General features: G+C 73.1%; 17 protein-coding genes. 4 read left to right on the top strand and 13 right to left on the bottom strand.

The genetic code is table 11. The features are described from left to right. Positions 1 to 97: 97 nt before the first annotated feature. Positions 98 to 1,510, bottom strand: a complete 1,413-nt coding sequence (gene glnA, locus ABT048_RS19160; protein ID WP_350522584.1) for a type I glutamate--ammonia ligase — start codon at positions 1,508 to 1,510, stop codon at positions 98 to 100. 287 nt (positions 1,511 to 1,797) lie between these two features. Here glnA and ABT048_RS19155 point away from each other — a divergent pair, with 287 nt between their 5' ends. Beyond that, positions 1,798 to 2,265, top strand: coding sequence for an RDD family protein (locus ABT048_RS19155; protein ID WP_350522583.1), 468 nt, complete (start codon positions 1,798 to 1,800; stop codon positions 2,263 to 2,265). Positions 2,266 to 2,405: 140 nt separating this feature from the next. Here the strand turns inward: ABT048_RS19155 and ABT048_RS19150 are convergent, their stop codons facing one another. The 7 genes from ABT048_RS19150 to ABT048_RS19120 all read right to left on the bottom strand — a co-directional run bounded on the left by ABT048_RS19150 (position 2,406) and on the right by ABT048_RS19120 (position 9,984). After that, on the bottom strand, positions 2,406 to 3,104 hold the full coding sequence (locus ABT048_RS19150; RefSeq protein ID WP_396547717.1) for a DUF4191 domain-containing protein: 699 nt from the start codon (positions 3,102 to 3,104) through the stop codon (positions 2,406 to 2,408). A gap of 164 nt (positions 3,105 to 3,268) precedes the next feature. Next, positions 3,269 to 3,457, bottom strand: coding sequence for a hypothetical protein (locus tag ABT048_RS19145; RefSeq protein WP_350522581.1), 189 nt, complete (start codon positions 3,455 to 3,457; stop codon positions 3,269 to 3,271). Between the two features lie 176 nt (positions 3,458 to 3,633). Next, on the bottom strand, positions 3,634 to 4,587 hold the full coding sequence (gene lipA / locus ABT048_RS19140) for a lipoyl synthase (protein WP_350522580.1): 954 nt from the start codon (positions 4,585 to 4,587) through the stop codon (positions 3,634 to 3,636). Positions 4,588 to 4,764: 177 nt separating this feature from the next. After that, positions 4,765 to 5,535: a lipoyl(octanoyl) transferase LipB gene (gene lipB, locus ABT048_RS19135; protein WP_502894034.1), complete on the bottom strand. Its 771-nt coding sequence runs from the start codon at positions 5,533 to 5,535 to the stop codon at positions 4,765 to 4,767. Positions 5,536 to 5,756: 221 nt separating this feature from the next. Then, complete coding sequence (locus ABT048_RS19130; RefSeq protein ID WP_350522578.1) at positions 5,757 to 7,667, bottom strand: helix-turn-helix domain-containing protein; 1,911 nt, start codon at positions 7,665 to 7,667, stop codon at positions 5,757 to 5,759. 66 nt (positions 7,668 to 7,733) lie between these two features. Then, positions 7,734 to 9,101, bottom strand: a complete 1,368-nt coding sequence (locus tag ABT048_RS19125; protein WP_350522577.1) for an MFS transporter — start codon at positions 9,099 to 9,101, stop codon at positions 7,734 to 7,736. A gap of 121 nt (positions 9,102 to 9,222) precedes the next feature. After that, positions 9,223 to 9,984, bottom strand: a complete 762-nt coding sequence (locus ABT048_RS19120) for a 3-hydroxybutyrate dehydrogenase (protein ID WP_350522576.1) — start codon at positions 9,982 to 9,984, stop codon at positions 9,223 to 9,225. 309 nt (positions 9,985 to 10,293) lie between these two features. On the opposite strand from ABT048_RS19120, the gene ABT048_RS19115 reads away from it, so the two are divergent. Further along, positions 10,294 to 12,162, top strand: coding sequence for an NsdA family TPR-like regulatory protein (locus ABT048_RS19115; protein WP_350522575.1), 1,869 nt, complete (start codon positions 10,294 to 10,296; stop codon positions 12,160 to 12,162). Between the two features lie 211 nt (positions 12,163 to 12,373). Here ABT048_RS19115 and ABT048_RS19110 read toward each other — a convergent pair whose 3' ends face one another. Together ABT048_RS19110 and ABT048_RS19105 are read right to left on the bottom strand one after the other, a co-directional pair. Then, on the bottom strand, positions 12,374 to 13,705 hold the full coding sequence (locus ABT048_RS19110) for an NAD(P)/FAD-dependent oxidoreductase (protein ID WP_350522574.1): 1,332 nt from the start codon (positions 13,703 to 13,705) through the stop codon (positions 12,374 to 12,376). Between the two features lie 357 nt (positions 13,706 to 14,062). Continuing rightward, positions 14,063 to 14,968, bottom strand: coding sequence for a TIGR01777 family oxidoreductase (locus ABT048_RS19105; RefSeq protein WP_350522573.1), 906 nt, complete (start codon positions 14,966 to 14,968; stop codon positions 14,063 to 14,065). Between the two features lie 118 nt (positions 14,969 to 15,086). On the opposite strand from ABT048_RS19105, the gene ABT048_RS19100 reads away from it, so the two are divergent. After that, positions 15,087 to 15,584: a GNAT family N-acetyltransferase gene (locus tag ABT048_RS19100; protein ID WP_350522572.1), complete on the top strand. Its 498-nt coding sequence runs from the start codon at positions 15,087 to 15,089 to the stop codon at positions 15,582 to 15,584. 131 nt (positions 15,585 to 15,715) lie between these two features. Beyond that, positions 15,716 to 16,828, top strand: coding sequence for a DUF2510 domain-containing protein (locus ABT048_RS19095; RefSeq protein ID WP_350522571.1), 1,113 nt, complete (start codon positions 15,716 to 15,718; stop codon positions 16,826 to 16,828). 88 nt (positions 16,829 to 16,916) lie between these two features. Here ABT048_RS19095 and ABT048_RS19090 read toward each other — a convergent pair whose 3' ends face one another. From ABT048_RS19090 to lpdA, 3 genes are all read right to left on the bottom strand, one after another. Beyond that, positions 16,917 to 17,432 carry a DUF4240 domain-containing protein gene (locus tag ABT048_RS19090; protein ID WP_350522608.1) on the bottom strand — a complete coding sequence of 172 codons (516 nt, stop codon included), beginning with the start codon at positions 17,430 to 17,432 and terminating at the stop codon, positions 16,917 to 16,919. A 197-nt stretch (positions 17,433 to 17,629) separates the two neighbouring features. Next, positions 17,630 to 19,402, bottom strand: coding sequence for a 2-oxoglutarate dehydrogenase, E2 component, dihydrolipoamide succinyltransferase (gene sucB, locus ABT048_RS19085; RefSeq protein ID WP_350522570.1), 1,773 nt, complete (start codon positions 19,400 to 19,402; stop codon positions 17,630 to 17,632). 78 nt (positions 19,403 to 19,480) lie between these two features. After that, complete coding sequence (gene lpdA / locus ABT048_RS19080; protein ID WP_030061083.1) at positions 19,481 to 20,869, bottom strand: dihydrolipoyl dehydrogenase; 1,389 nt, start codon at positions 20,867 to 20,869, stop codon at positions 19,481 to 19,483. Positions 20,870 to 21,105: the final 236 nt, after the last annotated feature.

Below are 21,105 nucleotides of genomic sequence, written 5' to 3'. Positions count from 1 at the left end.
AGCGCCCCCGACACGCACGACTGCCCGGCACACCGGAAGTGTGCCGGGCAGTCGTCCATGACGGACCGACCTGCGTTTCCGCAGGTCGGAGGCCTCCCTACAGGTCGTAGTACAGCTCGAACTCGTGCGGGTGCGGCCGGAGCGCGATCGGGGCGATCTCGTTGGTGCGCTTGAAGTCGATCCAGGTCTCGATCAGGTCCGGGGTGAAGACGTTGCCCGCGAGCAGGTACTCGTGGTCGGCCTCCAGCGCCTCCAGGACGGCCGGGAGGGAGGAGGGCACCTGCGGGACGTTGGCGTGCTCCTCGGGGGCCAGCTCGTAGAGGTCCTTGTCGACCGGCTCCAGCGGCTCGATCTTGTTGCGGATGCCGTCGAGGCCGGCCATCAGCATGGCGGAGAAGGCCAGGTACGGGTTGGAGGACGGGTCCGGCGCGCGGAACTCGATGCGCTTGGCCTTGGCGTTGGAGCCGGTGATCGGGATGCGGATCGCGGCCGAGCGGTTGCGCTGCGAGTAGACCAGGTTGACCGGGGCCTCGAAGCCCGGCACCAGGCGGTGGTAGGAGTTCACCGAGGGGTTGGTGAACGCCAGCAGCGAGGGGGCGTGCCGGAGCAGGCCGCCGATGTAGTAGCGGGCGGTGTCGGAGAGCCCGGCATAGCCCTGCTCGTCGTAGAACAGCGGCGTGCCGTCGGTCCACAGCGACTGGTGGACGTGCATGCCCGAGCCGTTGTCGCCGAAGATCGGCTTCGGCATGAAGGTGGCGGTCTTGCCGTTCCGCCAGGCGACGTTCTTGATGATGTACTTGAACAGCATCAGGTCGTCGGCGGCGTGCAGCAGGGTGTTGAACTTGTAGTTGATCTCCGCCTGGCCGGCCGTGCCGACCTCGTGGTGCTGGCGCTCGACCTCCAGTCCGGCCCGGGCCAGTTCCAGCGACATCTCGGCGCGCAGGTCGGCGAAGTGGTCGACCGGCGGGACGGGGAAGTACCCGCCCTTGTACTTGACCTTGTAGCCGCGTGCGTCGCCCTCGGCGGCGCCGCTGTTCCAGGCGCCGGCCTCCGAGTCGATGTGGTAGAAGGACGCGTTGGCGCTGGTCTCGAAGCGGACCGAGTCGAACACGTAGAACTCGGCCTCGGGCCCGAAGAACGCGGTGTCGGCGATGCCGGAGGAGGCGAGGTAGGCCTCGGCCTTCTTGGCGACGTTGCGCGGGTCGCGGCTGTAGGCCTCGCCCGTGACCGGGTCCTGGATGAAGAAGTTGATGTTGAGGTGCTTCTCGGCCCGGAAGGGGTCGAGCCGGGCTGTGGCGAGGTCCGGGACCAGGGCCATGTCGGACTCGTGGATGGCCTGGAAGCCGCGGATCGACGAGCCGTCGAACATCAGGATCTCGGACGGATCGAAGGTCGCCGCAGGTACGGAGAAGTGCTGCAAGACGCCCGGCAGGTCGCAGAATCGGACATCGACGAACTTCACGTCGTTGTCCTGGATGAACTGCTTCACTTCGGCGGCGTTGTTGAACATCCATCCTCCTCGGCGTGCGAATTGGGCTCACCCTAGGAATGGGTCGTTTCCAGCCGGTGACCCGCTCGTTTCCTCGATGTTAACCACACCCCCCGGACGGGCGGCAAAGGCGTACGGGGCAGGGCAAATCACCCCGCCGACCTGGGCGCCCCTCCAGAAGTGGTCTGGACCACTTGGAAGCCCGTCCGGAAACGCCCCATGCGCCGGATTCACCCGGTCGGGGGCAGCTCCCCGCCCGGAGGGGTGCCGGTGGCAGTGCGCGCCGTCAGCCCGGTTAGTGTGGATTCGTGGACACCAGAGAAGCGTTGGGATCGTGGATCGACGGCCCCAAGGCGGCCGCCGAGAAGATGGGCGCCGACTTCGGCTACCGCGGCGAGCGCCTCGGGCTGCCGGAGGAGGGCTCCGGCTCGCTCGCCGGCCCCGGTCGGCGCATCGGCGCCCTGTTCGTGGACGCCTGGCTGATCTCCCTGATCTCGTACGGGTTGATCGCCCGAGGCGACCTCACCGAGGCCAACCTGTGGACCAGCCCGCTGTACTTCGTCGTGGTGGCCCTGCTGCTGTCCACCACCGGTACGACGGTCGGCAAGCGGCTGTTCGGCCTCCGGGTGGTCCGCCTGGACGGCGGTCGCGCGACCATCCCGCAGGTCCTGCTGCGCACCCTGCTGCTCTGCCTGGTGGTGCCCCCGCTGGTCTGGGACCGTGACACCCGGGGCCTGCACGACAAGGCGGTCGGCACCGTCGAGGTCCGGATCTAGCACGGCCCGTCCGCCCGTCTGCCCCGCCGGAACGATCTGCCCGCCGGAACGGCGGGACGTCGAAAGACGGCGGGACGTCGAAACGGCCCCGCCGCGGAGGTTCCGCGGCGGGGCCGTTCTCGTGTCGTAAGGGAGGGGGGTCAGCGGGCCTGGCCGCCCTTGGGCATCCGGGCGCCCTTGGGCATCGGGCCCTTGGGGATCGGCGCCTTGGAGAGCAGGTCGCCCAGCGCGCGCAGCCGGTCGTTGGTCTCGGTGACCTGGGCGGCGGTGATCGCGCGGGGCAGGCGCATGAGGTGCACCTGCAGCTTCTTCAGCGGGATCTCGCCCTCGCCGTTGCCCACCACGATGTCGTGCACCGGCACGTCGCCGACCACACGGGCCATCTTCTTCTTCTCGGAGGCCAGCAGCTGGCGCACCCGGTTCGGGTTGCCCTCACCGATCAGCGCGATGCCGGCCCGGCCCACGGCGCGGTAGACCGCGTCCTGGTTGCGGGTGACCGCGACCGGGGTGGTGCTGGAGCTCCAGCCGCGCCGGATGTTGTTCAGCACCGCAGCGACCGCGCCCGGCTGCCCCTCCATCTGTCCGAACGCGGCGCGCTCGGCCCGGCGCCCGAAGACGATCGCCATGGCCAGCACGGCCACGATGAAGCCCAGGATGCCCAGGTAGACGGGGTGGTCGATCGCGAAGCCGATGGCGAGGAACACGCCGAAGGTCAGCAGGCCGACGCCGGCGATGATCAGGCCGATCTTGGTGTCGACCTTCTTGGTCATGGTGTACGCCAGACGGATCTGCTTCAGCCGCCCGGGGTTCTCGGATGTTTCCCTCGCCATAACGCTCATGGTACGTGGCACCTGTGCGGGATATCCAAGCCCGGGTACCCGTTCGCCCGAACCGTGACCCGAGTGCCCGTACACCGTCGCGCACAGCGACGCCGGAAGCCCCGAACGGCGCCGGGGCGTCACCGTCGCGGGAGGCGCCGTCGGGGGACGTGCTGCCGCGGGCGTCACCGCCGTGCGGCCCGGGCCCCCGCCGTTTCCACCGCGACCGCGTCGTGGTGGCGGTCCGCCGCGTACCGGCGGTTCTCGCAGACCGCCGCCCAGGCGTTCTGGCGCGCGTGTTGCTGGCCGGGCGCCAGCAGGACGCTCTCGGCGAACCGCAGCGCCGCCCTCACCGACCGGATCCGCATCTCCATGCCGAACAGCTCCTCTCGTGGCTGATCGTGGCTGAGAAGAATCGAACGCTTGCTGAGCGTCCATCGTCCCCACCCCGTGTTACCAGCCCGTGACCAGGCAGTCAAAGCGTGGTGAACCCAGGAAGGGCGGAGCCGCAGCTCCGCCCTTCCAATGGCTCAAACCCGCCGGGAACCGGTCAGACCGCGGCCTGCTCGCGCCGCTCCAGCGCCTGCCGGTACAGCCGGCCGGCCCGGTACGACGACCGCACCAGCGGGCCCGACATGACGCCGGCGAAGCCCAGCTCCTCGGCCTCCTGCTGGAGCTCGACGAACTCGTGCGGCTTCACCCAGCGCTCCACGGGGTGGTGGCGCAGCGAGGGGCGCAGGTACTGGGTGATGGTGATGAGCTCGCAGCCGGCGCCGACCAGGTCGGCGAGCGCCTGGCTGACCTCCTCGCGGGTCTCGCCCATGCCCAGGATCAGGTTGGACTTGGTCACCAGTCCGGCCGCGCGCGCCTGGGTGATGACGTCCAGGGAGCGCTCGTAGCGGAACGCCGGGCGGATCCGCTTGAAGATCCGCGGCACCGTCTCGACGTTGTGCGCGAGCACCTCGGGGCGGGAGGAGAAGACCTCGGCCAGTTGCTCGGGCACCGCGTTGAAGTCGGGGATGAGCAGCTCGACGCCGGTGCGGCCGGCCTCGCGGCCGGCGGTCATCGCGTGCACCTGGCGCACGGTCTCGGCGTACAGCCAGGCGCCGCCGTCCTCCAGGTCGTCGCGGGCGACGCCGGTGATGGTGGCGTAGTTGAGGTCCATGGTGACGATGGACTCGGCGACCCGGCGCGGCTCGTCGCGGTCGAACTCGGCGGGCTTGCCGGTGTCGATCTGGCAGAAGTCGCAGCGGCGGGTGCACTGGTCACCGCCGATGAGGAAGGTCGCCTCGCGGTCCTCCCAGCACTCGAAGATGTTGGGGCAGCCGGCCTCCTGGCAGACCGTGTGCAGCCCCTCCTTCTTCACCAGCGACTGCAGGGCGTTGTACTCCGGGCCCATCTTCGCGCGGGTCTTGATCCACTCGGGCTTCCGCTCGATGGGGGTCTCGCTGTTGCGGACCTCCAGGCGGAGAAGCTTCCTGCCGTCGGGCGCGACAGCGGACACGTGCGACTCCTAGAACTAGACGGGGTACCCCCAGGGTACGCCTGTGGTTGTACGGCCTTCGCCGGGCCTGCCGCCCTGCAATCGCAGGGCAACACGGCTACCGGTGAGTAGATTCCCAGTGCGCTCGGCGGTTTTCCGGCCGCCGGGCACGGGCAGGCCGGCCCGGCCGGGGCCGGGTCAGCGGCTGAGCGCGGGCTCCGGCAGCTCGGCGAAGAGCTCCGTCAGGTGCCGCTCGACCACCGGCGCCGCCTCGGCGACGGTGAGTTCGCGCTTCAGCTCGCCGGTGAGCGAGGCCACACCCGCGTCGCGGATGCCGCACGGCACGATCTTGTCGAACCAGGTCATGTCCGGGGCGCAGTTGAGCGCGAAGCCGTGCATCGTCACCCCGCGGGCGACCCGCACGCCGATGGCGGCGAGCTTGCGGTCGTCACCGCGCTGTCCGGCGTTGGAGGGCGCGTACTCGGGGCCGGCCAGTCGCGGGTCGATGCCCAGCGGCAGGCCCATCCGCAGGGTCAGCTTGCCGAGGTCCACCACCTGGGCCGGGTCGACCACGGCGTCCGGGAGGGACTCGCCCAGCACCCAGACCCCGCTGCGGCCCTCGACCCGGGTGGTCCCGACGCCGAAGTCGGCGGCGGCGCGGATCAGCGCCTCCTCCAGCCGGCGGACGTAGGCGATGACGTCGATCGGGTCGGGCAGCTTGACGATCGGGTAGCCGACCAGCTGGCCGGGGCCGTGCCAGGTGATCTCGCCGCCCCGGTTGACCTCGACCACCGGGGTGCCGTCGAGCGGCAGGTCGGCGGGGTTGGTGCGCTTGCCCATCGTGTAGACGGACTGGTGCTCCAGGAGCAGGACGGTGTCGGGGATCTCGTCCGCGACCCGCAGGGCGTGCAGCCGCTGCTGCTCCTCCCACGCTTCCGGGTAGGGCACGGTGCGCTCACCTATGCCCATGTGAACAAAACGCACGTTCTCGCTCACCGCTGCCGCTCCTTGCCAGGCGTTCGAGACCAACCTCGCCACTGTACGCCCAGCCCGTGTACGCCCAGCCCGACCGGGGTCGACCAGCCGCCTTGTCCCGGCCCGGCGCCCCGCCCCGCGCCCGCCCGGTGCCCCGCCCGCCATCGGCCCGGCGTCGCCCGGTGGCCCGCTCAGGCCCCCGCCCGGTGGCCCGCTCAGGCCCCCGCGAGCAGCTGCAGGCGCAGCGCGAGCTGGAGTTCCAGCGACCGCTCCGGGTGGTTCCAGTCCCGCCCGAGCAGCGCCTCGACCCGGTCCAGCCGCTGCACCACCGTGTTGACGTGGACGTGCAGCTCGTCCTTGGCCCGGGTGAGGCTGCCGCCGCAGTCGAAGTAGGCGCGCAGGGTGCGGACCAGCTCGGTGCCGCGCCGGGAGTCGTACGCGAGCAGCGGGCCGAGGGTCGCGCCGACGAAGCCGTCCACGTCGTGGCCGTCGCCGAGCAGCACCCCGAGGAAGCCGAGCGCACGGGCCGAGGCGCCCTCCCCGGCGCGGCCGAGCACCCGCAGCGCCCGTACGCAGCGCAGGCCCTCGGCGTACGCGGCCGCCAGCGCGGTCGGACCGGCGGACGGGCGGCCCGCGCCGACGGTGACGGGGAAGCCGGCCAGTCGGGCCAGCCGTTCGGCGGCCTGCCGGGCGGTGTCCTCGGGATCCCCGTCGGTGCCGGCCTCGACCGGGGCCAGCAGCACCACCGCCTCGCCGTGCTCGGCGCTGACGCCCCGGGAGCCGAACAGGTAGCGGCGGGCCGCGCCCGCCAGCCGTCCGCGGTCGGTGCCGGTCGGCTCGGCGGGCTCCGCCACCAGCACCAGGTGCGGCCGGGCGAGGTCGACGCCGAGCCGGCGGCCGCGCGCGGTGAGTCCGGCCGGGTCGCGTTCGGGGGAGGTGAGCAGGTCGGTGAGCAGTTCGCCGCGGACCCGGTTCTCGGTCTCGGCCACCGAGCGGCGCAGCAGCAGGAGCAGCGCGGTCACCACGCTGGCCCGTTCGAAGAGGCGCCGGTCGGCGTCGTCGAGGTCGGGCCGTCCGCGCAGCACCATGGTGCCGAGCGCGTCGTGCCCGGCCAGCACCGCGCAGACCCACTGCTCGCCGTGTCGTACGGACCGTCCCTCGGTACGGGAGGCGGCGGCCGCCGCGGCCAGCTCGGCGGCGGGTGCGGCGCGTCCGGCCAGCGGCTCGCCCTCGGCGTCCAGGACCGCTATCTCCCCGCCCAGCAGGGCCGCGACGGCGGCGGCGACGTCCGGCACCTCGGCGCCGCGCAGCACCAGGTCGGTGAGCCGGTCGTGCGCCTGCTCGGCGCGCTGGACGGCGGCGGAGTGCGCCCGGACCAGCTCGTTGGCGGCGTTCAGCTCGGCGAGCGCGGCTCGGGTGTCGGCCAGCGACTTGGCGGTGTCCAGGGCGATCGCGGCGTGCGCGGCGAGCGTGCAGAGCAGCGCGACCTCGTCGGGGGAGAAGGCGCGGGGCGAGCGGTCGGCGGCGAACAGCACCCCGATGACCTGGCCGCCGAGCAGCAGCGGCACCCCGATGATCGCCACCAGGCCCTCGTCCAGGACGCCCGCGTCGATCGTGCCGGTGTGGTGGAAGCGCTCGTCGGTGCGGTAGTCGGGGGTCGCGTACGGGCGGGCGGTCTGCGCGACCAGCCCGCCCAGGCCGTCGCCGAGGCTGAGCCGCAGGGTCTGGAACAGGACGGAGACGGAGCCGTCGGTGACCCTCATGTAGGTGTCACCGGCGGCCTCGTCCGGCAGGGTCAGGTACGCGGTGTCGGTGCCGAGCAGCATCCGGGCCCGGCGGACGATCGCCTGGAGCACGGTGTCCAGCTCCCGGGAGGCGGCGAGGTCCCCGGCGGTGTCGAACAGTGCGGTCAACTCCGCTTCGCGACGTCGGTGTTGACGCAGGGTGCGGTGGACGCGCAGGGCCTGCCAGGTGGCGTCGTCGATCTCGGCGAGGGTGCCGGCCGACGCCCCGCGGCGGCGGGCGTCGGCCAACACGTCGGCGAAGTCCTCGGTGGCGGCGCCCGAGGCGAGCAGGTCGAGCAGCCGCCGCAGCGCGGGGGCGGCGCTTTCGTGAGGGTGGTTCATGGTGCGTGCCGCCAATCGGCGTCGGTTCGTCGATTCCGGGAAATCGCGATGGTAGCGGCTCGGTCCTCAGGCCACGGCGGGCTTTCCGACCGCACCGGCGTCCGCCGACTGCGCTTCCTGGCCCGCCTGTTCGTCGATCGCGGCGAGGTCCCGCCCCCTGGTCTCCCGCCCACAGAGCACCGCCAGCACGGTGACCGCCGCCGCGATGGCGACGTACACCGAGATCGGGGTCGAGCTGCCGTAGTCCTTCAGCAGCGCGGTGGCGATCAGCGGCGCCGGGGCGCCGGCCGCCACGGAGGCGAACTGGGCCCCGATCGAGGCGCCCGAGTAGCGCATCCGGGTGGCGAACATTTCGGAGAAGAAAGCCGCCTGGGGCGCGTACATCGCGCTGTGGAAGACCAGCCCGACGGTCACCGCGAGCACCAGCGAACCGAACGACCGGGTGTCCACCATCCCGAAGAACACGAACGCCCAGATCCCGACCCCGACCGCGCCCACCAGGTACACCGGCTTGCGCCCGACCCGGTCGGACAGCGCGCCGAACAGCGGGATGAGCGCGAACTGGACCGCGGAGCCGATCAGTACGGCGTTCAGCGCGCTCTGCTTGCCGAAGTGCGCGTGGGTGACCGCGTAGGTCAGCACGAACGTCGTCATCACGTAGTACGAGATGTTCTCGGCCATCCGCGCCCCCATGGCCACCAGCACCTCCCGCCAGTGGTTCCTCAACACGCTGACCAGCGGCGGCTGTTCGGCGGTCTCCCGGTTCTGCTGCGCCGCCAGCGCGGCCTTGAACAGCGGCGACTCGTCCACCGCGAGCCGGATCCACATCCCGACCGCGACCAGTACCGCCGACAGCAGGAACGGCACCCGCCAGCCCCACGACAGGAACGCCGCGTCCGACTGCAGCGAGGTCATCAGTGACAGCACCCCCGCCGCCAGCAGGTTCCCGGCCGGCGCCCCGCCCTGCGGCCAGGACGCCCAGAAGCCGCGCCGCCGCTGGTCCCCGTGCTCCGACACCAGCAGCACGGCCCCGCCCCACTCACCGCCGAGCGCGAACCCCTGCACCAGCCGCAACGTCGTCAGCAGCACCGGCGCCGTGACCCCGATCGAGTCGTACGTCGGCAGCAGACCGATCGCCGTCGTCGACCCGCCCATCAGCAGCAGGCTCACCACCAGCAGCCGCTTGCGCCCCACCCGGTCCCCGAAGTGCCCGAACACCAGGGCGCCGATCGGCCGCGCCGCGAACCCGATCGCGTACGTGAGGAACGACAGCAGCGTCCCCGTCAGCGGATCGCTGTGCGGGAAGAACACCTTCCCGAACACCAGCGCCGCCGCCGTTCCGTACAAGAAGTAGTCGTACCACTCGATGGTGGTCCCGATCAGACTCGCCGCCACTACCCGAGGGAGTGAGCGGCTGGGGGCTGCTGCGGTCATGGGTCACCACTTCCAGGCCGGGGGAGACGATGTCGCCACAAGGTAGGAACCCCCCGCTCCGGGGACTATGTGCGTGACCCACATAGTCCCGGGGGTTGATACGGGTTCAAGCCCCATGACCTCAGTGGGCCGTCCAGCCGCCGTCGACGGGGAGGCTGGCGCCGGTGATGTAGGAGGCGGTGGGCGAGCAGAGCCAGAGGGCGAGTTGGGCGACCTCGTCGGGTTCGATGAGGCGCTTCACGGCGGTGCGGTCGAGCATGATCCGCTCGACGACCTCGTCCTCGCGGATGCCGTGCGCGAGCGCCTGGGCGGCGATCTGCTTCTCCACCAGGGGGGTCCGGACGTAGCCGGGGTTGATGCAGTTGCTGGTGACGCCGTGCGGGGCGCCCTCCAGGGCGACCGTCTTGCTCAGGCCCTCCAGGGCGTGCTTCGCGGTGACGTACGCGGACTTGAAGGCGCTGGCGCGCAGGCCGTGGACGGACGAGATGTTGACGACCCGTCCCCACCCGCGCCCGTACATGTGCGGCAGGGTCCGGCGCAGGATGCGGAACGGGGCCTCGACCATCACCCGCTGGATGAGGGTGAAGCGCTCGGGCGGGAACTCGTGCACCGGGGCGACGTGCTGGAGCCCGGCGTTGTTGACCACGATGTCGGCGTCGTCCGGCAGGGCGTCCACGGCCTCGGGGTCGGCGAGGTCGGTGACGATCGCGCGCCCGCCGATCCGCTCGGCGAGCTCCGCGGCCGGACCGGCCGAGAGGTCGACGACGTAGACCCGGGCGCCGGCCCCGGCGAAGGCCTCGGCGCAGGCCCGGCCGATGCCCGAGGCGGCCCCGGTGACCAGGGCCGTACGGCCGTCGAGCGGGCGGGCTGTAGTGGTGTCCATGGCCGAGAACGGTAGGAATCGGTTGCCCCGGCTCCCATGTGGCGGGCCGCCACAGCATCCCGCCGGGCTGTGGCGGCAACCACTACGACCCTCGATCGACGGTTCGACCCCGGAAAGCCAAACCCATGGTGACCCCGCTTCCCCACAATGGGCGCGGTTGCTTCACCCGTTCGGAGGATTGCTCGGTCAGATCCACCCATAGCGCCCGAATGCTCGCTACATTCACGCCGATTCCCGACAGGGGGCGCCGCCCCAGGCCGCCGAAGTGCTGGTAGAGCCCGGTGCGACGTCCGAGAGGTGTTGACAGACATGCCCCAACGGCCTGCAACCGACAGCCCGGCGTACGGACCGCTCGACCCGCTCGGCCACCACCGAGGGCCGGTCGGTCGGAGCCTTCCGGACGCCCCCGACGCCCTGGCCCCGAACGCCCTCACGGGCGACACGCTGACCGCCGACGCCTCGACCGCCGACGAGCTGCGGCTGCCCGCGCAGGCCACACCCGAACGGCACGAGACCCCCGGCACCCCCGCGCGGGGCTCCGGCCACTCCGGCCCGGCCCCGCAGAACGGCCAGCTCGCCGCACTGATCGAGGAGGCCGGCTTCTCGCACGCCGGCCTGGCTCGCCGGGTCGACCAGCTCGGCCTGGAACACGGCCTCGACCTGCGCTACGACAAGACCTCGGTCACCCGCTGGCTGCGCGGGCAGCAACCCCGCGGCGCCACCCCGGCCCTGATCGCCGAGGTCTTCACCCGCCGCCTCGGCCGCCGCCTCACCGCCCAGGACCTCGGTCTGGACGCCTGCGCCCCGGTCTACGCCGGCCTGGAGTTCGCCGAGACGCCGCAGGAGGCGGTGGACATCGTGGCGAGCATGTGGCGCAAGGACAACGGCCCGCAGTCCGAGCTGCGCCGGATCGCCTTCACCCCGGCCGGCCTGGTCGTGCCCAGCCGCGACTGGCTGATCGGCCGCACCGACGAGCGCGTCGCCCGGGACGGCTCCACGCTGGCCCGCCCGGACACCGCCACCGGACCACCGGCCGCCGGCAGCGCCTCCGCCGCCATCACCGGCGCCCCGCAGAGCGCGCCCGGCTCGTCCCCGGTGGGCCCGGCACGCGGCTCCGCCGCCGGGCTCGCCGGTGCGCCCACCGCGCGCAGCACGGCCGGCACGACCGGCACCGCCCCCACCATCGGCCGGGTGCCCACCCAGAGCCGCCGCCCGCCGGTCGCCGTCGAGCCGCCGTACACCGACCCGGCCCGCGAGTCCCGCCCCGCCCTGCGGGTCGGCCGCGGCGACATCGCCGCCATCCGCGCCGTCGGCGACCTCTTCCGCGCGCTCGACCACGCCTACGGGGGCGGGCACGCCCGGCAGGCGCTGGTCCGCTACCTGGAGAGCGAGGCCGAGCCGATGCTGCGCGGCCGCTACGGCGAGCAGATCGGCCGGGCCCTGTTCGGTGCCGTCGCCGACCTGACCCGGCTGGCCGGCTGGACGTCCTTCGACATCGCCGCACACGGCCTGGCCCAGCGCTACTTCGTCCAGGCGCTGCGGCTGTCCCAGGCCGCGGGGGACCGCGCGCTCGGCGGCTACGTGCTGGTGACGATGAGCCAGCAGGCCGTCCACCTCGGCCACGGACGGGAGGCGGTCCAGCTCGCCCGCGTCGCGCAGCAGGGCGTGGGCACCTCCGTCCCGCCGGTGGTCCAGTCGCTGATGCACGCCGCCGAGGCCCGCGGGCACGGCCTGCTGGGCGACGTCCGCTCCTGCACCACCGCTCTGGTGCGCGCCGAGCGGGCCCTCGCAGCGGCCCGTACCGGCGACGAACTGCCAGCCTGGGCACGGTACTTCGACGAAGCGCAGCTCTCCGACGAGTTCGCCCACTGCTACCGCGACCTGCAGCAGTGGCGCACCGCCGCGCAGCACGCCGAGAAGTCACTGCGGCTGCGCTCGCCCGCCTACGCGCGCAGCCGGATCTTCTGCCGACTGGTGCTGGCCACCGCCCGGCTCGGCATGGGGGACCTCGACGAGGCCTGCACCATGGCGACCGACGCGCTGCGGGCGGCGGGGGAGATGCGCTCGGCCCGCTCCCTGGAGTACGTCCGGGACTTCCACCGCCGCCTCACCCCGTACCGCGGCAGCCCGGTCGCCCGCGCCTTCGAGGAGACGGCACGCCAGGCGGGGGTGATCTGACCGTCCGGGCCGACGAGGGGCCCGGGCCGAAGCCCGGGCCCTCGGCTACCCGGCACGCCGCCGGTCCGTCCCTCACCCGGCGGACCGCCGACGTGCCCTGCTCACCCCGGGAAGACCACAGCCGTCTGCCGACCGCCGGCAACCGACGCCGCCGAACGGTGACAACAGCCGTCCGCCGACCGCCGCCGGGCCCCGGAACCGAACGGGCTCCTCAGGCCGCCGCCTCCGCCTCCCGCACGTCGGCCGGGACGCCGAGGTCGCGCAGCACCGCCTGCGCCACCCGCCGCCCGGAGACCAGCGCGCCCTGCACGGTGCTGGTGTCCCGGTGGTCCCCCGCGACGTACAGCCCGGCCAGCAGGCGCACCGGGCGCCGGGTGTTGTGCGGCGGCGGCATCGCGGGCAGCGCGTCCGGGACGTGCCGCACGCTGAGGAACTGCCAGCCCGTCGTGGCGGTGCCGTACAGCTCGGCGAGCCGGGCCCGGACGGCCGGTTCCAGTCCGGCCGGGCCGCCCGCGTCGAAGGCGCGCCGCCCGAGCACGGTGGTGGCGACCAGCGCCTGACCGGCCGGGGCGTAGGACGGGTGCAGCTCGCTGAGCACCAGTGAGTGCGAGACCAGCGGCGGGTGTCCGTTCGGCCGGTCGCCGTCGAGCAGCAGCACGGCTTCGCCCACCGGGGCGCGGTCGGCCGCGTGGTAGAAGGTCGTGACGGGGTGGAAGGCCGGCAGCCGCAGACCGGGCAGCAGTTCGGCGGCGCAGCGGGCGTCGGTGGCGACGACGACGGCCTGGGCGCCGATCCGGCCGTGGCCGGCGGTCTCCACGCCGTCCGCGGCGATCGAGGTGACCTGCACCCCGGTGCGGACGGTGCCGGCGGGCAGCGCGGCGGCCAGTTGGGCCGGTACCGCCGCGATCCCGCCGGCGGGCAGACAGAGCCGCCCGCGCGCGTACGAGCGCAGCACCAGGTCGGCGACCCGGCTGCTGGTGCCGAGCGCCGGATCGCTGAGCAGGGCCCTGAGCAGCGGGCGCAGGAAGCCGTCGACGGTGCGCGGGGCGAGCCCGTGGCCGGCCAGCGCGCGGGCGGCGGTGGTCTCCGGCCGGGCCTGCAGCCGGCTGATCGGGGTGGTGGCGAGCCGGCCGAGCCAGCTGCCCAGCCGGGCCTTGTCCAGCGGGCTGCCGAGCGGGCCCCGGGTGGCGGCCTGGCGGGCGGCGGTGAGCTGCGGGTCCCCGGCGCGGTACCGGCGGCCGCCGCTGTGCACGAGTACGCCGGGCGCGAGCGGGCGCAGGTCGAGGCGGTCGAGGTCGAGCGCGCGGCGCAGCTCGGGGAAGGCCGTGTTCAGCAGGTGACTGCCGTCGTCGAGCCGGAATCCGTCCAGCTCGCGGGTGGCCATCCGGCCGCCGATCCGGTCGCTGCTCTCCAGGAGCCGAACGGTGAGGCCGCGGCCGGTGAGTTCGCGGGCGGCGGCCAGGCCAGCGAGGCCGGCGCCGACCACGACGACGTCCGGGTCGGACGGCCGACGGGCGCGGCGGGTGAAGTCGTACGTGGGCACTGGCGTGCTCCCTCCCTGGTCCCGGGGCTCCGGCCGACGCAGGCAGCGGGGTGCCGGGACACGGTCCGAGGAGGGTGATGCCCAGTCAGTGTGAGCATCAGACAAGCGCATCGAGCCGGATTCGAGGGCGGGTCGGGGTTGTGCGGCGCCGGGCGGGGGCGCGGTCACGGACAGTGCGCCGTGGTGGCCGGGTTCAGGGGTCGGCGGGCGCGCACGGTCACCGGGGGCGTGCGACGCGCCCGCCGTGTGCTCCCGTGCGCCCCCTTCCGGAGCCCCGTCCGACCCCCGCTCGGCATATGCCCCTGGCCAGGGTGGATGCCGTAGCCGGGGGTACGCACGGAGCCCGGCGCGCGTACGTCACAGCGCCGCGAGCACCGCCGAGTAGACGTCCGGGTGCGTGAAGCGGAAGCCCGCGTCCGAGAGCCGCCGCGGCACCACCCGGTGGCTGCCGACCACCTCGACCGCCAGCTCGCCCAGCACCACCTTGAGCACCGCCTCCGGCACCGGGAACGGCGTCGGTCGCCGCAGCGCCCGCCCGATCGCGGCGGTCAGTTCGGCGTTGGTCGCCGGGTTCGGCGCCGTCAGGTTGAAGGCGCCGGACAGGTCGTCGTGGTCGATCAGGAAGCGCAGCGCGGCCACCTCGTCGTGCAGCGAGATGAAGCTCCAGTACTGCTGCCCGTCGCCGAGCCGCCCGCCCAGGCCCAGCTTGAACAGCGGGAACAGCCGCCCGCCCGCCCCGCCGGTCGAGGAGAGCACCATTCCGGTGCGCGGGTGGACGACCCGGATCCCGGCCCGCTCGGCGGGCCTGGCGGCGGCCTCCCACTCCAGGCAGACCTCGGCCAGGAAGTCGTCGCCGGCGGGGGAGTCCTCGTCGATCACCCGGTCGCCGGTCTGCCCGTACCAGCCGACCGCGGAGGCACTCACGAGGACCCGGGGCGGTTCCTTCATCCCGGCCAGCGCGGTGGCCAGCGTCTCGGTGCCGTAGACGCGGCTCTCCCGGATCTCCCGCTTGTAGGCGTCCGTCCAGCGGTGGTCGCCGACCCCGGCTCCGGCCAGGTGCACCACCGCCTGGACGCCGTCCAGCCCGTCCTGCTGGACCTCGCCGAGCAGCGGGTTCCAGCCGATGGCCGTGCTGCCGTCGGGCTGCGGGCCCGTCCTGGACCGGTGCCGGACCAGCCGGACCACCTCGTGGCCGTCCGCCAGCAGGGAGCGGACGAGCGCCGAACCGATCAAACCCGTGGAGCCTGTGACAGCGATGCGCATGCGCCCATCCTCGCAGTTCCCGACCTCCCGGGCCGCCCCGACCGCCCCGACGGCCCCGACCGCCCCCGCCGTCCCGAAGGCCTGTCACGTTCGCATGCGGCTCACTAGCATGACGCGCATGCCCGAAGACGATCTGATCATCCGTCCGGCGCAGCCCGAGGACGAGCGCGAACTCGCCGTTCTCAACCGCGCCGCCTGGTCCACCCTGTCCGACGTCTCCCCGGAACCGCCCGCCGCGGACACGGTGTTCGACGAGCGCCACACCCCCGAGCAGTTCCTGCTGGCCGTCCTGGACGGCCGGATCGTCGGGTACGTCCGCCAGGTCCCGCCGACCCCGCTGGCCGGCAACCGCCACGTCCGCCAGATCCAGGGCCTCGGCGTCGACGGCACGGTCCGCGGCCGGGGCATCGGCCGCCGGCTGGTCGAGGCGGCCTGCGACGCGGCCCGGGCCGCGGGCGCCCGGAAGATGACCCTGCGGGTGCTCGGCTGGAACGCCCCGGCCCGCCGCCTCTACGAGAGCTGCGGCTTCGTCGTCGAGGGCTCGCTGGCCGAGGAGTTCCTGATCGACGGCTCCTACGTGGACGACATCTGGATGGCCCGCCGCCTGGCCGACTGAGCCCGGAACCCCGCAGATCGCCAGGGGCCCGAGCAGCCCGCGGAGGCGGCGGCCACACCGTGCGGGCGCGGTGCAGAGTCGTGACACTCCCGCCCTGTCTGGACCGCCGCCACGCCGGGTACCGTACGCCCGTGAGCAACTCGACGCCTCCCGGGTGGTACCCGGTTCCGGGTGCGGACGGCACCCCCGGTCACGAGCGCTGGTGGGACGGCAACGCCTGGACCAGTGAGGTCAGGCCGCTCCAGGGCGGCACCGGACAGCTCGCCGACGCCCCGACGCAGACCTGGCCGCCCTCCGACCGCAAGCCCGGCTACGGCTATCCCGTCGGCGCCCCGGCCCCGGCCTACGGCTACCCGGGCCAGGACGGCGCCCCGACGCCCGGTTACGGCTACCCGGACCACGGCGGCCATCCCGCGGCCCACGGGCAGGACGCCTACGGGGGCCAGGGCGGCTACCCGGGCCAGGCCGGCTACCCCGCCGCCCAGGGCGCGGGCTACGGCTACCCCGGGCCGGGCTACCCGCCACCGGTCAAGAACAAGTCCGGCATGATCATCGGCATCTCGCTCACCGTGCTGGTCGTCGGCGGAATCATCGCCGGGATCATGCTCAGCGGCGGCGACCCGAAGGCGGACCCGACCCCGAACCCCACCGTCACCGTCACCCAGAACAACAGCCCCTCGCCGAGCCCGACGCCGACCCGGCCCACCACCAGCCCCACGGTGCCGGCGCCCAAGCCCGCGCCGGTCCTCAAGACCACCGTGCCGGACCCGCAGCACGCGATCACCGTCCCGGTCTTCGACGGCTGGGACGCGGGGACGAACTCCGCCCATTCGACGGTCTTCCTCGGCAGCGGCCGCTACACCTGCCCGGACGGCAACTCCTGCATCCGCGGTCAGTTCTCGGTCGAGAAGGACACCGTCCAGGGCGCGACCCCCAAGGCCGCCGCCGACGCCACGATGCCCACCTACGCCGGGCAGATCTTCACCGGGATCACCACGCACACCGACGCCGGCTCCGGCTACGTCACCGTGGCCGGCGTGCTCGGCTACGCCACGCGCTGGCACGTCCGCACCTCGGACGGCACCCAGGGCTACGTCCTGCTGGCCGCCGTCCCGGCCAAGGGCGGCGGCTACGTGATCTTCGAGGGCGGCGTGGACGACGACCCGTCCGCGCCGGACCCCTCGGTGCTGGACCGGATCCTCGACGGCGTCAAGCAGGACACCTCCTCCGGCAGCTCCACCTGAGCACCGGGCCGGCCCGGCACCGCGTGCTGCCGGGCCGGCCCTGCACGACGTGCACCCGGGCCGGCCCGGCCCCGTCCGCGGGGCCGGCTCAATCCCCGTACCGCTCCCACAACTTGGGGAAGCGCTTCGCCATGACGTCCGGGTCGTCGAAGTCCAGCGCCGCACCGGACGGCCGTCCGGGCTGCCGCCCGCCCACCTCGGGGAGCGGCAGCCCGGTCAGCCGCTCGTACGCCTCGTCGGCGGCGTAGCCGATGTCCTCGGCCTCGCCGTCCTCCTCCTCGTCGAACTCGGGCAGCAGGTCCGCCAGGTCGTCCGGATCGGCCAGGCCGCCCTCGAAGACGTCCCGGCCCTGGGCGATCAGCCAGCAGCGGAAGTAGTCGAAGGTGTCCTCGGAGGCGCCGTCCAGCAGCAGGTAGGCCGCGCCCCACAGGTCGTTCCGGTAGGCGCGCTGGAACCGGGCCTCGAAGAGCCGGGCGAAGTCGATCACGTCGTCCGGGGTCAGGCGGACGAGCCGCTCCACCAGCCGGTCGGCCTGCTCGTCGGGGTCGCCGTCGGCGTCGTCCCGGGTCTCGTCGATGATCTGCCAGAAGTCCGTCTCGTCCATCACCGCTCAAGCATCCCCGTTCGCCCGCTTCCGCGCATGCCACGACCCGGCCCGGCGCGGCTCGGGCCGAACCGGGAACGGCGGATCGGGGCCGCGAGGAACGGTGACCGGGGCCGGGAACGGCGGATCGGGGCCGGGAACGGCGGAACCCCGCGCCGTCCGGGGACGGGGCGGGGTTCCGTGGGGACCGTGGAAGGTCAGAGGCCGAGCTCGACCTCGAACTCGCCGGCCTCCAGGATCTCCTTGACCGCGACCAGGTAGCGGGCGGCGTCGGCGCCGTCCACCAGGCGGTGGTCGTAGGAGAGCGACAGGTAGGTCATGTCGCGGATGCCGATGGCGGTGCCGCCGTCGGCCTCGATGACCACCGGGCGCTTGACGGTCGCGCCGATGCCCAGGATGGCGGCCTGGTTCGGCGGCACGATCACGGTGTCGAACAGCGCACCGCGCGAGCCGGTGTTGCTGATCGTGAAGGTGGCACCGGACAGCTCGTCCGGGGTGATCTTGCTGTCGCGGACCTTGGCGGCCAGCTCGGCGGTCTTCTTCGAGATGCCGGCGATGTTGAGGTCGCCCGCACCCTTGATGACCGGGGTCATCAGACCCTTCTCGGAGTCCACCGCGATACCGATGTTCTCGGTGTCGAAGTAGGTGATGGTGCCCTCGGCCTCGTTGATCCGGGCGTTGACGACCGCGTGGGCCTTCAGCGCCTGGGCAGCGGCCTTGACGAAGAACGGCATCGGGGACAGCTTCACGCCCTCGCGGGCGAGGAAGGAGTCCTTGGCCTTGCCGCGCAGCGACATGATCTTGGTGACGTCCACCTCGACCACGCTGGTCAGCTGGGCCTGCTCGTGCAGGGCCTTCATCATGTTGTCGCCGATGACCTTGCGCATGCGGGTCATCTTGACCGTCTGGCCGCGCAGGGCGGACGGCGCGGCGGCGGCCTTCGGCGCGGCGGCCGGGGCGGCAGCGGCGACGGGGGCCGGAGCGGCCTTGGCGGCCTCCGCGGCGGCGATGACGTCCTGCTTGCGGATGCGGCCGCCGACGCCGGTGCCGGCGACGGAGGAGAGCGCGACACCGTGCTCGGCGGCGAGCTTGCGCACCAGCGGGGTGACGTAGGCGTCACCGCTGTCGGCGGCCGGAGCGGCCGGAGCAGCCGGGGCCGGAGCGGCGACCGGAGCCGGAGCGGCGACCGGGGCCGGGGCGGCCGGAGCAGCAGCGACCGGAGCCGGAGCGGCAACCGGGGCCGGAGCAGCGGCGACCGGAGCCGGGGCGACCGGGGCAGCCGGGGCCGGAGCGGCAACCGGGGCCGGAGCCGGGGCAGCCGGGGCCGGAGCGGCGACCGGAGCCGGAGCAGCGGCGACGGCACCCGCGGCACCGATCAGCGCCAGCTGGGCGCCGACCTCGGCGGTCTCGTCCTCGCCGACCAGGATCTTCACCAGGGTGCCGGCGACCGGCGACGGGATCTCGGTGTCGACCTTGTCGGTGGAGACCTCAAGCAGCGGCTCGTCGACCTCGACCGTCTCACCCTCGGCCTTCAGCCAGCGGGTGACGGTGCCCTCGGTGACGGACTCGCCCAGCGCGGGCAGCAGCACCGGGGTGGCGTCGGCGGCCGGAGCGGCGGCCGGGGCAGCCGGGGCCGGAGCGGCGACCGGGGCCGGAGCAGCGGCGACCGGAGCCGGGGCGGCGGCGGGCGCGGCCTCGGCGGCCGGGGCCGGAGCGGCAGCCGGGGCGCCGGAACCGTCGTCGATGATCGCCAGCTCGGCGCCGACCTCGACGGTCTCGTCCTCGCCGACCTTGATCGAGGAGAGGATGCCGGAAGCCGGGGCCGGGATCTCGGTGTCGACCTTGTCGGTGGAGACTTCGAGCAGCGGCTCGTCGACCTCGACACGCTCACCCTCGGCCTTCAGCCAACGGGTGACGGTGCCCTCGGAAACGCTCTCGCCCAGCGCGGGCAGTGTTACTGAGACCGCCATGGTTTCAGCGACTCCTATCAAGTCTTGCGTACGGGAAGTACTTGCGGGCAAGTACCGGAAAAGGGGGGTGGGGCGCGATCAGTCGTGCGCGTGCAGCGGCTTGCCGGCCAGCGCCAGGTGCGCCTCGCCCAGGGCCTCGGACTGGGTCGGGTGCGCGTGGATGAGCTGCGCGACCTCGGCCGGCAGAGCCTCCCAGTTGTAGATCAGCTGGGCTTCGCCGACCTGCTCGCCCATGCGGGCGCCGACCATGTGGACGCCGACCACGGCGCCGTCCTTGACCTGGACGAGCTTGATCTCGCCGGCGGTCTTCAGGATCTTGCTCTTGCCGTTGCCGGCCAGGTTGTACTTGAGGGTGACGACCTTCTCCTTGCCGTACAGCTCGACGGCCTTGGCCTCGGAGATGCCGACGGAGGCGACCTCGGGGTTGGAGTAGGTCACGCGCGGGACGCCGTCGTAGTCGATCGGCACCGGCTTGAGGCCGGCCAGGCGCTCGGCGACCAGGATGCCCTCGGCGAAGCCGACGTGGGCCAGCTGCAGGGTCGGGGCGAGGTCACCGACGGCGGAGATGGTGGGCACGTTGGTGCGCATGTACTCGTCGACCAGGACGTAGCCGCGGTCCATCGCGACGCCGTTCTCCTCGTAGCCGAGGCCGGCCGAGACCGGGCCGCGGCCGATGGCGACGAGCAGCAGGTCGGCGTCGATCTGCTTGCCGTTCTCGGTGGAGACGCGGACACCGGTCTCGGTGTACTCGACGCCCGAGAAGCGGGCCTTCAGCTCGAACTTGATGCCGCGCTTGCGGAAGGCGCGCTCCAGCAGCTTGGAGGAGTTCTCGTCCTCCAGCGGGACGAGGTGCGGCAGCGCCTCGACGATGGTGACCTCGACGCCGAAGGACTTCCAGACGGAGGCGAACTCGACGCCGATCACGCCGCCGCCGAGGATGACGGCCGACTTCGGGATGCGGTCGAGCTTGAGGGCGTGGTCCGAGGAGATCACGCGGTTGCCGTCGATCTCCAGGCCCGGGATCGAGCGCGGCACGGAACCGGTGGCCAGGACGATGTGGCGGCCTTCGATGCGCTGGCCGTTGACGTCAACCGAGGTCTGCGAGGAGAGCTTGCCCTCGCCCTGGATGAAGGTGACCTTGCGGGACGCCACCAGGCCCTGCAGACCCTTGTACAGGCCGGCGATGACGTCGTCCTTGTACTTGTGGACGCCGTTGATGTCGATGCCCTGGAAGGTGGCCAGAACGCCGAACTCGGCGGCCTCCTTCGTCTCGTCCGCGATCTCCGCGGCGTGCAGCAGCGCCTTGGTCGGGATGCAGCCGCGGTGCAGGCAGGTGCCGCCCAGCTCACCCTTCTCGACCAGGGCAACGCTCAGGCCCAGCTGAGCGGCGCGGAGCGCCGCGGCGTAACCGCCGCTTCCGCCTCCGAGAATGACTACGTCGAAAACGGTGCTGGCGTCGTTCGCCACGTCACGTCCTCCATGCAATGGGGTGGGTCGCCGGGCCGGTACGGTCCGGTGGGTCGGAAGCCTTTGTGGGGCGCCCAGTCGTGCCGGAAATACATCTTCGCACTTGTTCGCGGTGGCTGATGTCCGGGTCCGCCCCAGGGGTGTCCCACGGAGTGGTCACCGGGGCGGGAATACCCCCCACGGATGGGCATCATCGCAGCTCAGCGCGGTGTTGACAGCCGTCGGAAGGCCGCCTT

It is taken from the genome of Kitasatospora sp. NPDC096140 (assembly GCF_040303045.1).
Taxonomy (GTDB): Bacteria; Actinomycetota; Actinomycetes; order Streptomycetales; family Streptomycetaceae; genus Kitasatospora.
The sequence above is the reverse complement of the archived record's forward strand: the minus strand, read 5'-3'. Positions and strand labels throughout refer to the sequence as shown.

Excerpts from the sequence above, each read along its gene's own strand:
- ABT048_RS19130 (WP_350522578.1), bottom strand. The coding sequence starts at position 7,667 with ATGAACCACCCTCACGAAAGCGCCGCCCCCGCGCTGCGGCGGCTGCTC.
- ABT048_RS19120 (WP_350522576.1), bottom strand. The coding sequence starts at position 9,984 with ATGGACACCACTACAGCCCGCCCGCTCGACGGCCGTACGGCCCTGGTC.
- ABT048_RS19100 (WP_350522572.1), top strand. The coding sequence starts at position 15,087 with ATGCCCGAAGACGATCTGATCATCCGTCCGGCGCAGCCCGAGGACGAG.
- ABT048_RS19105 (WP_350522573.1), bottom strand. The coding sequence starts at position 14,968 with ATGCGCATCGCTGTCACAGGCTCCACGGGTTTGATCGGTTCGGCGCTC.
- ABT048_RS19145 (WP_350522581.1), bottom strand. The coding sequence starts at position 3,457 with ATGGAGATGCGGATCCGGTCGGTGAGGGCGGCGCTGCGGTTCGCCGAG.
- ABT048_RS19090 (WP_350522608.1), bottom strand. The coding sequence starts at position 17,432 with ATGGACGAGACGGACTTCTGGCAGATCATCGACGAGACCCGGGACGAC.
- sucB (WP_350522570.1), bottom strand. The coding sequence starts at position 19,402 with ATGGCGGTCTCAGTAACACTGCCCGCGCTGGGCGAGAGCGTTTCCGAG.
- ABT048_RS19115 (WP_350522575.1), top strand. The coding sequence starts at position 10,294 with ATGCCCCAACGGCCTGCAACCGACAGCCCGGCGTACGGACCGCTCGAC.
- lipB (WP_502894034.1), bottom strand. The coding sequence starts at position 5,535 with ATGGGCATAGGTGAGCGCACCGTGCCCTACCCGGAAGCGTGGGAGGAG.
- ABT048_RS19125 (WP_350522577.1), bottom strand. The coding sequence starts at position 9,101 with ATGACCGCAGCAGCCCCCAGCCGCTCACTCCCTCGGGTAGTGGCGGCG.
- ABT048_RS19150 (WP_396547717.1), bottom strand. The coding sequence starts at position 3,104 with ATGAGCGTTATGGCGAGGGAAACATCCGAGAACCCCGGGCGGCTGAAG.
- glnA (WP_350522584.1), bottom strand. The coding sequence starts at position 1,510 with ATGTTCAACAACGCCGCCGAAGTGAAGCAGTTCATCCAGGACAACGAC.